Consider the following 13,678-nt stretch of genomic DNA (forward strand, 5'->3'; position numbering starts at 1 on the left):
CATTGTACGTGCACTCCCGGCGCCGTGCTCGGCATTTCTCGCGCGCGTCCCGGCCGGGCGCTTTGGGATAGCATGACCCGCACCACACATCGACTCGGGAGGACGACATGGCGAAAGTACTGGTACTGTATTACTCCACCTATGGCCACATCGAAAAGATGGCGGAGGCGGTGGCCGCAGGGGCGCGCGCCGCCGGGGCCACGGTGGAACTCAAGCGCGTGCCGGAGACGGTGTCCGAACAGATCGCGCGGCCGGCGCACTTCAAGCTCGACCAGCAGGCGCCGATCGCCACCGTCGACGAACTGCCGGACTACGACGCCATCATCATCGGCGCGCCGACCCGCTACGGCCGCATGCCTTCGCAGATGGCGGCCTTCCTCGACCAGACCGGTGGCCTGTGGGCGCGCGGTGCCCTGCACGGCAAGGTCGGCGCCGCCTTCACCTCGACCGCGACCCAGCACGGCGGCCAGGAAACCACCCAGTTCTCCATCATCACCAACCTGCTGCACCTCGGCATGGTGGTGGTCGGCCTGCCGTACAGCTTCGCCGGCCAGATGACCCTCGACGAGATCACCGGCTGCAGCCCGTACGGCGCCAGCACCATCGCCGGCGGACAGGGGCAGCGGCAACCCAGCCAGCTGGAGCTGGACGGGGCGCGCTTCCAGGGGGATCTGGTGGCGAAGACGGCGGCGAAGCTGTTTGGCTAGGCAGTCGTATCGCTGTTCACCCCGCGGCATGGCAGCGGCTTCCAAGGGCCGTGGAGGCGCTTTTTTTGTTGGCTTCGTGTAAGATGTCGGCACCCATTGGGGAGTAGCCTGCTCCAGCATCTCAGGAGTTCCCGTATCAACATACTCGTTGCCGCTCATAAGTACTGCGCGACGTGGTGCGGGCAGCCGTCTCGGTTGGCAAGACCTTTGGCATTCCGTGCGCTCAGGCTGGGCCGCGCGGCTATGCCATCGTCTTCGCCCGGCCAGTGAGAAATCCATGAACGTAGCCGCCACGCTGGCCATCGCGCTTGCCATGTCCACCGACGCCTTTGCCGTCGCCATCGGCAAGGGCGCAGCCCTGCATCGCCCCCAACTCAAGGAAGCCCTGCGCACGGGCCTGATCTTCGGCGTCATCGAAGGCCTGACCCCGCTGGGCGGCTGGGCGATGGGCAAGGTGGCGGCGCCCTACGTCGAAGCCTGGGACCACTGGATCGCCTTCACCCTGCTGGGCGTACTGGGCCTGCGTATGATCTACGCCAGCCTGACCGCAGACGACGAAGAGGAAAAGCCGAGCAGCCACTCCTTCTGGCTGCTGGCGATCACCGGCTTCGCCACCAGCATCGACGCCATGGTGGTTGGCGCCAGCCTGGCCTTCATCGACGCGAATATCGTCGCCACCGCCGGCGCGATCGGCTTGGCGACCTTCGTGATGGTGACCATCGGCGTGATGCTGGGACGCGGCCTGGGCCACCTGGTCGGCAAGCGCGCGGAGCTGATCGGCGGTTTCGTGCTGATCGCGATCGGCGGATTCATTCTCTACGAGCACCTCGGCGCGGCCTGATCGCACGCCGGATCCAATCGACGCCGGGCGGCGACTGGCCCGGCAATCCGGACGCCGACACTACCTTCCCGCAGCGCATGCTGGTCGACTACGTGCGGGTCTAGCGCCGTTCCGCCTCGGCGTCCTCCGGCACAGGCAGGTAACGCTCGCGGGCCTCGCGCGTGAGCCGGGCGATGGCGCGCAGGCAGTCGAGGGTGGGTGCGCCGGCGTCGGCGTCCGCGCCCTTGGCGTACATGCGGGCCAGCCTGGTCGCGACCTCGGCCGCGCCGGGAATCTGGTCGCGGAACAGCTTGATCAGGCCGACCACGGATTCGTGCACGGCAGCGTGCAAGGCGCGCGCGATGTGCGTGCCGCCGGGGTCGAGCGCCAGTGACTGGGCAATGGTCTGTTCGAATTGTGTTTCCGCGCGCTGGATGAGCATGCGGAGCTGTCCTGGTGTGAACTGGTGTCGCATGGTGGTCTCGTCCTTCCTACTGGTCCGCCCGGCCCGGTCCGCGCTGCAATTCCGGAGTCAACTCGGTTCGCATGCGGGCATGGAGCTTTCCCGGCCGCACCCGTAGCGGTGCGCGCGGTGTGTTGGAGCGGATCGGCGTCAACGGTCCCTCGTACGGAGCCGTAGCGTGGTCGATTTCGGTGGGTTCCGGGCCGCGGCCTTCGCCGGCCAGGAACTGGGCGATCGCGATCTTGACGATGGCGCGATTGCTGAGTTCCGCGGTGAGCCGCATTTTCCGGTTGTAGTACAGGAAGGTGGCGGTCTCGCCATCCGCGGTGACGATGTCGACCTTCTTCGGCAGAGAGAAGCCGTAGCGCCCGCTGGCCCACAGCTTGACGGCGCAGACGCCGGCGTCGGCTGATGAAAAAGTAAAGTTCATGCAGGAATCGTAATCCTGCAGTCCGCCGCGCACGGAACGAAATTGTTCCAAACTATTACGAAGGGAACAGTTCTTTCCTGCAGTTAGCGTTTCAGGCTAGCGCGACGTCTTCAGCATCGACGGATACCCGACGTCTTCGGTAGCCTTCTTGAGGTCGGCCACGGTCGCCTGGGCGTCGTCGTAGACGATCACGGCTTCGCGCTTCTCGTAGCTGACCTGCACCTTGCTCACGCCCGGCACCTTGGACAGGGAGGCCTTGATCGTGATCGGGCAGGTGGCGCAATCCATGGTCGGCACGTTCAGCTTGACGGTCTGCTGCTTGGCCAGCGCGAAGGGCGCGGCGGCCAGCAGGACAATGAGGGAAACGGCGTTCAGCGTTTTCATGGTCGTGGTCTCAATAGAACAGGGGAGCGATCAGCGGGAAGCCCAGCAGCAGGGCGATGAACACGGCGCAGCCGGCGAACAGCTTGCGCATGGCCGGGCGGGTGGTAGCGCAGGCCTGGTCGTCGACCGCGCAGGCCGCGGCCGGCCGGAACAGCAGCCAGCCGGCCCAGCCGAGCGCGCCCAGGGTGAGCGCGATCGCGTACGGGGCCAGCGGCTTCAGCGCCGTCAGGTGCACCATCCAGGCGCCGGTGATGCCGACCAGGACCAGCACCAGCGGCAGCACGCAGCAGGTGGAGGCCAGGATCGAGGCCAGCACGGCAAACGCCATGATGCCCCCGAGTTTGCGGTCGGTCGGTCGGCTCATCGTCGGTTCGCGGTCAGATGGCGCGCGCGGTGATGGTGTACGCGAAGCTGTCCGGCGCCAGCGAGTCGTAGGCCTCGCCGCGGCTTTCGGCCTGCGGGTACATCAGGAAGCCGACCTTGCCTGCGCTCGAGCCAGGCAGGCGCACGTCGTGGGCGAAGTTGTAGCCCATCCAGTTGCCTTCCCAGCCGCCGAACAGGGCCTGGCGGACCGGGGCGACCAGCGGGTGGTCCGGATCCTTGATCCAGTTCGGGGTTTCCTGGCGCATGACCTTGGCGACGTCGGCCGGATCCATGGCGACCCAGCCGTGCTGCTTCAGGTAAACCTCGGCGCGGCAGTGCTGGGCGCCCTGCAGGGACGCCGGCTTGCCGCCCAGTTCGCGGTAGCCGAAGGCGCTCGGGGCAATGCGGATGCCGTAGACGTCGCGCGCCGGTACGCCGGCGGCGCGGCACAGGCCGACGAACAGGCCGTTCAGGTCGGCGCACTTGCCGCCGAAATTGCCGGTCTCCAGCATGGTCTTGATGTCGCCGGTGCCGCAGCCGCGCACTTTCGGCTCGCGGAAGGTGTTCAGCACGATCCAGTCGTAGATGCGCTGGACCTTGTCTTCATCGGTCTTCGCGCCCGAGGTGATCTGCAGCGCGGTCTTCTTGACGATGCCGTCCAGCGGCATCAGGTCGGTCGGGCGCAGCCACAGCTTCAGGTCTTCCGCGGACTCGGCGCCCGGGGTGCGGGTTTTCCAGTTTTCCGCGCGGTCGCGGGTCTGGACGCGCGAGACCACTTCCAGCACCGGCGCTGCGGAGCCGTCGAACTCGGCCACCAGGAAGCGGGCGCCATAGTGCGGGTCGGTGCCGACCTTCATGCTCTTGGCGTTGCCCGACCAGTTGTTCGACAGCGTGCGCTGCCAGTCGGTGTCGACCGAGGGCAGGGGAATCCAGACCGTCGACGGGCCGGAGGCGCGCTGCAGGTTCACGCGGGTCACGACTTCGTAGCTCTTCCAGTCGCCCGGACGCGGGTCGAAGTGGCGCTCGGGTTCGGCGGCGGCGGTCTGCGCCAGCAGGGTGCGCGGCAGGGCGCCGGCCAGCAGGACGCCGGTGGCGGCCTTGAGCAGGTGTCGGCGGTTGGTCGGTTTGCTGTCTTTCATGGTCGAGTCTTCCTGTCTGGATGTCGTTGCTGGTCGTGGTTGATTATTCGTTGTTATTCAAGTTCTTCATTCGGCCACGAGGGCGTCGATCGCCGCCTTCAGGCGGGTATCGCCGGCCCCGATCTCGCCCACGCTGCGCCAGCGCGCGCGTCCCCGGCGGTCGACCAGGATGGTGGTCGGCATCACGCCGGCGGTCCATTGCCGGAACATGTCGCCGGCGCGGTCGCGCAGCACCGGGTAGGCGAAGGGATGGGCGCCGGAGAAGCGCTCGATGGTGTCGAGCGGCTCCTTGTAATTGACGCCGACCACGGCCACCTGGTCGGGATCCCGGCGCGCCAGCGCATTCAGCACCGGCAGCTCGTCCACGCAGGGACCGCACCAGCTGGCCCAGAAATTCACCACCACCACCTTGCCGCGCAACTGGCTCAGTACCCATTCCTTGCCCTGCAGGTCGCTCAGGCGCAGGGCTGGCGTCGCCTGCTTTCCCGGCCAGGGCTTCAACACGGCATCGGCGGCGGCTGCTGTTGCTGCTGCGGTGCCGGCCAGCAGGCACGCTGCAACCGCGAGGAAACGGCGGATGGTCCTGGTCTGCATCGGCGTCGCTACGGCTGGGGGAAAGGGCGTCATGATACCAGACTGGCGCCTGCCGGGTTCTGCACCGATAATCGCGCTTTCGCTCATGAATATGGTGTCAAGATGAATAACTGGGTCTTCCTGGCGATCGCCATCCTTGCCGAAACCGTGGCCACCACGGCCCTGAAAGCCAGCGCCGGCTTCACCCGCGTGCTGCCGTCGGCGCTGGTGGTGCTGGGCTACGGCATTGCCTTCTATATGCTGGCGCTGACCTTGCGTTCAATACCGCTGGGGGTGGCGTATGCCGTGTGGTCGGGGGTCGGGATCGTGCTGATTGCGCTGGCGGGGTGGGTGCTGTACGGGCAGCGGCTGGATGCCGCGGCGCTGGTGGGGATGGGCTTGATCGTGGCTGGGGTGCTGGTGATGAACTTGTTTTCGAAGACGGCTGGGCACTAGGCCTGCGGCAGATACACGCCGTCCCCGCGAAGGCGGAGGCGACGGCGGTGCATGTGCTAGCGGCTATTTTCAAACGTGCAACAGCCCGTCACTCGCTGCGGTATTCTCTCCGGCAAAAACCAAGGAGACGCCATGCCCCACATCCGTTCCCTGTCCGCGCAATTGCTTACATTGCTGCTCGCCCTGCCCCTGCTGGCCGCCGCCGACTCCGCTCCCGCCACCCGTGCGTACCACAATCCCCTGACCGTACGCCTGGCCAGCGGCGAGCCGGCCCAGAACTGCGCCGACCCCGCCGTGCTGCGCGACCCGCGCGCCAAGGCCCCCACCTGGTATCTGTACTGCACCAGCGACCCGGTCAGCAAGCGCGAGCGCGACCCGCAGGGCAAGGACGGCGGCTGGCACTTCCGCATGATTCCGATCTACCGCTCCACCGACCTGGTGCACTGGGATTTCGTCGCCGATGCCTTTTCCGACCGTCCGGCCGGACTGGCCGCGCCGACCTCCGGCCTGTGGGCGCCGGAGCCGGAATACCTGAACGGGCGCTACTACCTCTACTTCACCGTCACCGACGTGGTCGATGCGCACAGTCCCGAGAAGGGCTGCGGGAACGACAGCGCGATCGGGGTGGCGACCGCGGATTCGCCCACCGGTCCGTGGAAGGCCAGCACCACGCCGGTGGTCATGCCGCGCCGAGCCGGACCGGGTTGCAACTTCCACTGGACCTTCGATCCCAAGGTGATCGAGGACGGAGGCCGCAAATACCTCTACTACGGCAGCTATGGCGGCGGTATCTTCGTGACGCGGCTGAGCGACGACGGCCTGCGCGCCGAAGGGCAAGCCACGATGGTCGGCGCGCCGGGCCGCTACGAGGGCGCCGAGGTCAAGCGCCACGACGGCTGGTGGTATCTGTTCGCATCAAGCACCGACTGCTGCAACGGTCCGCTGACCGGCTACGCCGTCTTCACCGGCCGCGCACGCACGCCGGAGGGGCCCTTCCTCGACCGCTACGGCAACGACATGGCGAACGGCCGCGCGGGCGGTACGCCGCTGCTGCTCCAGAACGGCAACCGCTGGGTCGGGGTCGGCCACAACACCGTGTTCACGGACGCCGCCGGCCAGTGGTGGACCATCTACCATGGCATCGACGTCAACGAGCCTTTCTTCAGCGCGAAGGACAAGCTTACCCGGCGCCTCGCGCTGCTCGACCGTATCGACTGGGTCGGCGGCTGGCCGGTGGCGGGCGGCGGGCTGGCGCCGAGCGACCAGGCGATGGCGGCCCCGATCGTGCTCGAGGGCGCGCGCGCCGAATCGCATCCGCTGGCCGTACAGGCGGCGCCGCGCGTGCGCCCGCTGTGGCAGGACGAGTTCCGCGGCAAGACCCTGAACCCGCGCTGGCACTGGCTGCGCCCGCGTGCCGATGGCGGCTGGTCGCTTGGCGCCGAAGGCTTGACGATGGCGACCCAGGACGCCGACCTCTATGTCGACCGCAATACCGCCAGCGTGCTGCAGGCGGCGCTGCCGGATGGCGACTACCGCGTCGAGGCGGAGATCCGCCTGGACGCGCCCGAAGACTGCTGCGCCACCGCGGTGCAGGCCGGCTTCGTGGTCATGCGCGACGACGACAACTACGTCAAGCTGGTCGAGATGGCGCGCGAAGGGCTGCGCCAGGTCGAGTTCGCGAAGGAAGTCGCCCCCGTCGAGCAGTACCAGCCGCGCTACGGGAATACCCTGGCCGGCACGCCGGGCCCCACCACGTGGTTGCGTCTCGATGTCCACCGCACAGGGGGGCAGGAACGTTATATGGCGTATTCGAGCCAGGACGGGCGTAGCTGGGTCGGCGGCGGAACGTGGACGCACCGCCTCGGCAAGGGCGCCCGCCTGGGGCTCGTCGCGATGGGCGGCGCCGGACGGCACGCCACCTTCGTGCGGGTCGCCGTCGGCAGCCTGTCGCCTTAAAAATACAGGGCGTGCAACCGTTTGTAACGGAGTTCGAAAGCGCTTGCTTTCATGGACGGCGGGTCATTAAATAGGCTTCATAAGAACACCGAAGACCAGGAGTTCATCGTGGAATACCCCCGCCCCCAATTGCGACGCGCCACCTGGCGCAGCCTGGATGGCCCATGGCAGGCCATGCTCGACGATATGGCCGCCTGCGCCGACCCTTCCGAAGCGAACTGGGACCGCACCATCGTGGTGCCGTATCCGCCCGAGGCCCGTGCCAGCGGCGTCCACGACCGCAGCTACCGGCGCCGGGTCTGGTACAAGCGCCAGATCCAGCTCGATCCGTCGATGACGCCGTCGCGCGACGAGCGCCTGATGCTGCACTTCGGTGCCGTCAACTACCGCGCCAGGGTGTGGGTGAACGGTCGCTTTGCGGTCGAGCACCGCGGCGGCCACAGCCCGTTCTCGATCGACGTCAGCCGCCACCTCGACGGTTCGCTGCTCGAGGTCGTGGTGCAGGCCGAGGACGACCCGCAGGACATGCACAAGGCGCGCGGCAAGATGGACTGGGAGCCGGAGCCGCACAAGATCTGGTATCCGCGCACCAGCGGTATCTGGCGCACCGTATGGATCGAGAAGGTGCCGCGCGCCCACGTGAGCCAGCTGCGCTGGATTGCCGACGTCGCCTCCTGGCAGATCCGCCTCGATGCCGACATCGCCCACGTGCCCGAGGGCGGCATCGCCAACGTCACCCTGCGCCTCGGCGACAAGCTGCTGGTGGCCGACCGCTGCCTGCTGACCGGGCCGCGCCTGTCGCGCATCTTCCAGCTGCCCGACCCCGGCATCGACGATGCCCGCGCGCTGTGGATGTGGAGCCCGGAAAGCCCGCAGCTGATCGATGCCGAGATCGAGATCCGCTCGGCCGACGGCAACCTGATCGACAGCGTGCAAAGCTATACGGCACTGCGCACGGTGAGCGTCGAGGGCGACCGCTTCGTCCTCAACAGCCGTCCGTATTTCCTGCGCATGGTGCTCGACCAGGGCTACTGGCCGGACAGCCTGATGGTGGCTTCCAGCGACCAGCTGCGCCACGACGTCCTGCTGATCAAGCGGCTGGGGTTCAACGGCGTGCGCAAGCACCAGAAGTCCGAAGACCCGCGCTGGCTCTACTGGTGCGACGTGCTGGGCCTGTGCGTGTGGGGCGAGATGCCCTCGGCCTACGGTTTCTCCAGCGCCACCGTGCACGGCGTGATGGAGGAGTGGAAGGAACTGGTCGAGCGCGACATCTCCCATCCCTGCATCGTGGCCTGGGTGCCGACCAACGAATCCTGGGGCGTGCCGGAGCTGATGAACGACCGCCGCCAGGTCGACTTCGTGCGTGCGCTCTACCATATGACCCGGGCGCTGGACGGCACCCGTCCCGTGGTCGGCAACGACGGCTGGGAGATGCCTTGCGGCGACCTGGTCTGCGTGCACGACTACGAGCAGGATCCGAAGGTGCTGGTCGAGCGCTACGGCAGCCGCGACGCCGTCGCCTACACCCTGCAGCACGTGCAGCCGGACCGCCGGCGCCTCGTCATCGACGGCTTTACCGGGGTCGGCAAGCCGCTCTTCCTGTCCGAATTCGGCGGGATCGCCGTCATGAAGAACAGCGAGGAGCCGGGCTGGGGCTATTCGGTGGCGAAGGACGGCAAGGAGCTGCTGGCGCGCTACCAGCTCCTGATGTCGGCGATCCACGCCTGCCGCCCGCTGTCCGGCTTCTGCTACACCCAGCTGACCGATACCTTCCTCGAAAAGAACGGCCTGCTGACCGAGGACAGGGTGCCGAAGGCGCCGGTGGACGCGCTGGCGGCGGCCACGCGCGGGCCCGACGCCCACCTGCACGACTGGTACCTCGATCCCCTCGGGCACGCGAAACGCTGGCTGGCTCGGCGTGGACCGGATTTCCCTATAGAATGGACGCGCGTCGGAGAAATTGCAGAAGTGATAGCCTATCCGGGCGAACGCCAGCCTGTCGGTGCCGGGACGAACAACCCTGGCCCGGACGATCCGCCGGCGACGCCGCCGGCGGGAGCCGGTGGGTTCGAGCGCCGGAGCCGTGGCGGCGCGGGAGCGCGGCCGCGACGCCGGGTCGCCTGAAGGGCAGGCGAGGCAGGCCGACGGCGCTCCGGACAAGAACAACGAGACGAATGGAGATGACGTGGCGAGACGAGGCTGGAGCCTCGCCGCCGCCGTCGCGCTGCTGGTGACGCTGGCCGCCGGGCCGGCGCCGGCGTGGGCGCAGGTCGAAGTCAGGATGTGGACCCTGCTGAGCGGGGGCGACGGCGCCCGCATGCGGGCCCTGGTCGACGACTTCAACGCCAGCCAGCGCGAGGTGCGCGTGGTGAGCACGACCCTGAAATGGGGCGAACCGTTTTATACGAAGCTGATCACCTCCTCGGTGGTCGGCGCCGGGCCGGACCTGGCCACGATTCATTTGTCACGCCTGGTCAACCTGGCCGGCGGCGGCGTGCTGCGGCCGATCTCCGACGCCGAGCTGGCCGAGGTCGGCCTGAAGGGCGGCGACTACCTGCCGCGCCAGTGGGAGAAGGCGCGCTGGCAGGGCAAGACCTGGGCGGTGCCGCTGGACGTGCACCCGCTGGTCCTCTACTACAACAAGAAGCTCGCCGGCCAGGCCGGCCTGCTGGACGCCGACGGCAATCTCAAGCCCATCGAGGGCGCCGATGCGCTCACCGATGCCTTCCGCGTCGCCACCGAGCGTACCGGCCGCCGCGGGCTCACCATGGAGAGCAGCCAGAGCTCGTTCGCCATCTGGCGCCTGTGGCTGGCGATGCTGGCCCAGCAGAACATCGCGATCGTCCGCAACGGCCAGTACAGCTACGGCCCGGCCGGCGAAGCCACCCTGGCCCGCATCAGCGGCTGGTTCCGCAAGGGCTATGCCCAGGCCGGCCTCGATTACCCGGCCTCCACCAGCCAGTTCATGGGCGGCAGCGCCACCTTCATGCTGAACGGCGTGTGGGAAGTGCCGGAACTGGTGCGCGCCACCAAGGCGGGTACGCTGGGCTTCGACTACGGCATCGTCCCGCTGCCGAAGATGTATTCGAACGCCAGTACCTGGGCCGATTCCCACGCCTTCGCCATTCCCGCGAACGCCGGCAATCCGGCGTCGAAGGCCAAAGTGAACGCGGTGCTGCGCTTCGTCGCCTACGTCGGCAAGCATTCCCTCGGCTGGGCCGAAGGCGGTCACATCCCGGCCTACCGTTCGGTGGCGGAGTCGCCGGAGGCGCTGGCGCTGCAGCCGAACGCCCAGTATGCGGAGGCGGCGCATAACGTGGTCTACGATCCGGACGGCTGGTACATGGGCGCGGCGGGGCCGCTGGAAGCGATCGCCTCCAAGTTCCTGCCGGCGGCACTGTACGGTTACATGACCCCGGCCCAGGCCATCAAGCGCTTCGAACAGGAAGGCGCGCGCCTGATCCGCAAGCAGCCGCCACGCTACTGAGGAGATCGATGAAACCGAACGACTTCGTCCTGGGAAGCGCGCGCCGCGAGGGCCTGCCGGCGACGCTGCTGCTGGCGCCCTTCGTGATCGCTTTCCTGCTGTTTTTCCTGATCCCGGCCGGCATCACCTTCTGGATGAGCCTTACCGAGAGCAGCCTGACCCGCACCAATGCCTTCATCGGCCTGGACAACTACCACACCCTGCTGAACGATCCCTCGTTCTGGGATTCGGTGCTGAACACCTTTTATTTTGCCCTGCTGACCGTGATCCCGCTGACGGTGCTCGGGCTGGTGATGGCGCTGCTGGTCAACCGTTTCGTCAAGGCCCAAGCCTGGCTGCAGGGCGTGTTCTTCCTGCCCTTCGTGCTGCCGATCTCGGTGATGACCCTGATCGCGGACTGGATGCTGCAGCCATCGTCCGGCGTGATCAACCACATCCTCGGCGGCCAGCGTCCCTGGCTGGCGGATCCCTACTGGGCGCTGCCGGCGGTGGCCATCGGCACGGTCTGGTGGACGGTCGGCTTCAATATGCTGCTGTTCCTGGCCGGCCTGCGCAACATCCCGGCCGACCTCTACGAGGCGGCGGCGCTGGACGGCGCCCGCGGCTTCACCCTGTTCCGCTCGATCACCTGGCCGGCGCTGCGCCCGGTGGCGACTACCGCGCTGATCCTGCAGATCATCGCCTCGCTGAAGGTGTTCGGCCAGACCTATATCCTGACCTCCGGCGGCCCCTTCAACACGACCCGGGTCACCTTGCACTACATGTACGAAACGGCATTCACCCAGAGCGACGCCGGCTATGCGGCGGCCATCGCGATGGCCTTCGTGACGATCGTGATCCTGCTGTCGATACTGCAGGCCGGCATCGTACGCTGGCTGGCGAGGAGGGAAGCATGAACGGACGTTCGAATGTGGGCTGGACCATCGTCGGCGTGCTCGCCGCCGTGCTGCTGGCCGCGCTGTGGGCGGCGCCCCTGCTGTGGGCGCTGTCGACGGCCTTGCGCCCCGAGCTCGAGACCGTGTCCGCCGACTTCCACTGGCTGCCGCAGACCTGGACCCTGGACGCCTTCGCCAGGACCCTCGGCGCCGGCAACGTGGTGCGCTGGCTGTTCAACAGCTTCCTGGTGGCGCTGCTGGTCACCGTCGTCACCATGGCGATCAGCCTGATGGCGGCCTATGCTTTCTCGCAGCTGCGCTTCCGCGGGCGCAGCGTCCTGTTCGGGGTCGCCATGCTGGCGTTCCTGCTACCTTTTGAAGCGCTGCTGGTGCCGCTGTTCCGCACCATGAACCAGCTCGGCCTGATCAACACCTATGCCGGCATCGTGCTGCCGCAGGTGGTGTCGCCGGTGGTGATCTATGTGTTCAAGCGGTTCTTCGACGAGATCCCGGCCGACTTCCGCGAAGCCGCGACGATGGACGGCGCCGGCCCGCTGCGCGTATTGTGGAGCGTCTACCTGCCGATCTCGGGGAATATCGTGTGGGCGATGGCGATCGTGACCTTCATTGCCGCCTGGAACAACTTCCTGTGGCCCTTCATCATCGTCACCTCGAACGACATGATGACGATTCCGCTCGGGTTGACCCAGACCTACGACGCCTTCGGGGTCCGCTACGCCCAGCTGATGGCGGCGGCGCTGCTGGGCGCGATGCCGGTGGCGCTGGCCTATATCGCTTTCCAGCGCCGGGTCACGCAGGGCTTCCTGGCGGCGAGCGGCCTGAAAGGCTGATGGAACGAAGAACAAGAAGAGGAGAGGGTATGGCATCGGTAAGGCTGCGCGGCATCAGGAAGGACTATGGGGACAATCCCGTCATCAAGGGCATCGACCTGGACATCGGGGACGGCGAATTCGTCGTCTTCGTCGGCCCGTCCGGCTGCGGCAAGTCGACCCTGCTGCGCATCATCGCCGGGCTGGAGGACGTGAGCGACGGCGAACTCGAGATCGGCGGGGTGCGCAGCAACGACGTCGACCCGTCGCGGCGCGGCATCGCCATGGTCTTCCAGAGCTATGCGCTGTACCCGCACATGACGGTGGCCGAGAACATGGGCTTTGCCCTCAAGCTGGCCAAGGTCCCGAAGGACGAGATCCGCGAACGGGTCGAGCGCGCCGCCGAGATCCTGCAGATTGGCCACCTGCTCGACAGGAAGCCGAAAGCCCTGTCCGGCGGCCAGCGCCAGCGCGTGGCGATCGGCCGCGCCATCGTGCGCAAGCCCGAGGTCTTCCTGTTCGACGAACCGCTGTCGAACCTGGACGCCGCCCTGCGCGCCCAGACCAGGGTCGAGCTGGCGCGCATGCACCGCGAACTGGCCACCACCATGATCTACGTGACCCACGACCAGGTCGAGGCCATGACCCTGGGGCAAAAGATCGTGGTCTTCAACGGCGGCCGCATCGAGCAGGTCGGCACGCCGTACGAGCTGTACGAGCGGCCGGCCAACCTGTTCGTGGCGGGCTTCCTGGGCTCGCCGCGCATGAACTTCCTGGACGCCAGCCTGGTGGGCGAGCGGGGCGCGATCGCCGTGGTGCGGCTGGCGGGCGGCGCCGAGGTCGAGGTCGCCGCCGATGCCGCCGAGGCGCCGGTGGGCGCCAAAGTGACCCTGGGCGTGCGGCCCGAGCACCTGCGCCTGCAGCGGGCCGAAGGCGGCGCCGGCGCGGAGGGCATCCCGGGCACGGTAGGCCTGGTCGAATACCTGGGCGACGTCATGCTGGCCTATGTGCAGGTCGTGGGCGTGGCGGAGATGGTGGCGGTGAAGTGCAATGGCGGCCAGGTGCTGCCGGCGCTCGGCAGCCATGTGCTGCTGGCTTTCGACCCGGCCCACGCCTATCTGTTCGGTGCCGACGGCGCGGCGATGGCGGCGCGCAGCCGCGGCGTGCCGGCGGCAGCCACGGTGGGCTAGGGGCG

At 67.7% G+C, this 13,678-nt stretch carries 15 protein-coding genes; 9 read left to right on the top strand and 6 right to left on the bottom strand.

The features are described from left to right. The first annotated feature begins 107 nt into the window (after positions 1-107). Positions 108-707 carry an NAD(P)H:quinone oxidoreductase gene (gene wrbA, locus AC1DOQ_RS10650; protein ID WP_477363058.1) on the top strand — a complete coding sequence of 200 codons (600 nt, stop codon included), beginning with the start codon at positions 108-110 and terminating at the stop codon, positions 705-707. A gap of 277 nt (positions 708-984) precedes the next feature. Beyond that, on the top strand, positions 985-1,548 hold the full coding sequence (mntP, locus tag AC1DOQ_RS10655) for a manganese efflux pump MntP (RefSeq protein WP_477363061.1): 564 nt from the start codon (positions 985-987) through the stop codon (positions 1,546-1,548). A 100-nt stretch (positions 1,549-1,648) separates the two neighbouring features. On the opposite strand, the gene AC1DOQ_RS10660 is transcribed toward mntP, so the two are convergent. The 6 genes from AC1DOQ_RS10660 to AC1DOQ_RS10685 form a co-directional block, all read right to left on the bottom strand. Beyond that, positions 1,649-1,969 carry a hypothetical protein gene (locus tag AC1DOQ_RS10660; RefSeq protein ID WP_477363064.1) on the bottom strand — a complete coding sequence of 107 codons (321 nt, stop codon included), beginning with the start codon at positions 1,967-1,969 and terminating at the stop codon, positions 1,649-1,651. Between the two features lie 49 nt (positions 1,970-2,018). Then, a complete protein-coding gene (locus AC1DOQ_RS10665; RefSeq protein WP_477363067.1) occupies positions 2,019-2,420 on the bottom strand; it encodes a hypothetical protein in 402 nt (133 codons plus the stop codon). A 96-nt stretch (positions 2,421-2,516) separates the two neighbouring features. Next, the gene (merP, locus tag AC1DOQ_RS10670) at positions 2,517-2,804 is read right to left on the bottom strand and encodes a mercury resistance system periplasmic binding protein MerP (RefSeq protein ID WP_477363070.1); all 288 of its coding nucleotides are present in this window, start codon (positions 2,802-2,804) and stop codon (positions 2,517-2,519) included. 10 nt (positions 2,805-2,814) lie between these two features. Next, positions 2,815-3,168, bottom strand: coding sequence for a mercuric transporter MerT family protein (locus tag AC1DOQ_RS10675; RefSeq protein WP_477363073.1), 354 nt, complete (start codon positions 3,166-3,168; stop codon positions 2,815-2,817). 13 nt (positions 3,169-3,181) lie between these two features. After that, complete coding sequence (locus AC1DOQ_RS10680; protein WP_477363076.1) at positions 3,182-4,306, bottom strand: transglutaminase-like domain-containing protein; 1,125 nt, start codon at positions 4,304-4,306, stop codon at positions 3,182-3,184. Between the two features lie 66 nt (positions 4,307-4,372). Then, positions 4,373-4,900, bottom strand: a complete 528-nt coding sequence (locus AC1DOQ_RS10685; RefSeq protein ID WP_477363079.1) for a TlpA family protein disulfide reductase — start codon at positions 4,898-4,900, stop codon at positions 4,373-4,375. 102 nt (positions 4,901-5,002) lie between these two features. Here AC1DOQ_RS10685 and AC1DOQ_RS10690 point away from each other — a divergent pair, with 102 nt between their 5' ends. From AC1DOQ_RS10690 to AC1DOQ_RS10720, 7 genes are all read left to right on the top strand, one after another. Then, entirely contained in the window at positions 5,003-5,335 is a 333-nt protein-coding gene (locus tag AC1DOQ_RS10690; protein ID WP_477363082.1) for a DMT family transporter, read from the top strand. Between the two features lie 132 nt (positions 5,336-5,467). Then, the gene (locus tag AC1DOQ_RS10695; RefSeq protein WP_477363085.1) at positions 5,468-7,291 is read left to right on the top strand and encodes a family 43 glycosylhydrolase; all 1,824 of its coding nucleotides are present in this window, start codon (positions 5,468-5,470) and stop codon (positions 7,289-7,291) included. Positions 7,292-7,399: 108 nt separating this feature from the next. Next, the gene (locus AC1DOQ_RS10700; RefSeq protein WP_477363088.1) at positions 7,400-9,415 is read left to right on the top strand and encodes a glycoside hydrolase family 2 protein; all 2,016 of its coding nucleotides are present in this window, start codon (positions 7,400-7,402) and stop codon (positions 9,413-9,415) included. Then, entirely contained in the window at positions 9,354-10,778 is a 1,425-nt protein-coding gene (locus AC1DOQ_RS10705) for a type 2 periplasmic-binding domain-containing protein (protein WP_477363091.1), read from the top strand. The genes AC1DOQ_RS10700 and AC1DOQ_RS10705 overlap by 62 nt, the downstream gene beginning before the upstream one ends. 8 nt (positions 10,779-10,786) lie before the next feature. Then, positions 10,787-11,674 (top strand): carbohydrate ABC transporter permease, encoded by an 888-nt coding sequence (locus tag AC1DOQ_RS10710; RefSeq protein ID WP_477363094.1) that lies wholly within the window; start codon positions 10,787-10,789, stop codon positions 11,672-11,674. Further along, positions 11,671-12,504: a carbohydrate ABC transporter permease gene (locus tag AC1DOQ_RS10715; protein ID WP_477363097.1), complete on the top strand. Its 834-nt coding sequence runs from the start codon at positions 11,671-11,673 to the stop codon at positions 12,502-12,504. The genes AC1DOQ_RS10710 and AC1DOQ_RS10715 overlap by 4 nt, the downstream gene beginning before the upstream one ends. A gap of 29 nt (positions 12,505-12,533) precedes the next feature. Continuing rightward, entirely contained in the window at positions 12,534-13,673 is a 1,140-nt protein-coding gene (locus AC1DOQ_RS10720) for an ABC transporter ATP-binding protein (protein ID WP_477363100.1), read from the top strand. Positions 13,674-13,678 lie beyond the last annotated feature (5 nt).

This window comes from Massilia sp. 01N417, from assembly GCF_056399645.1.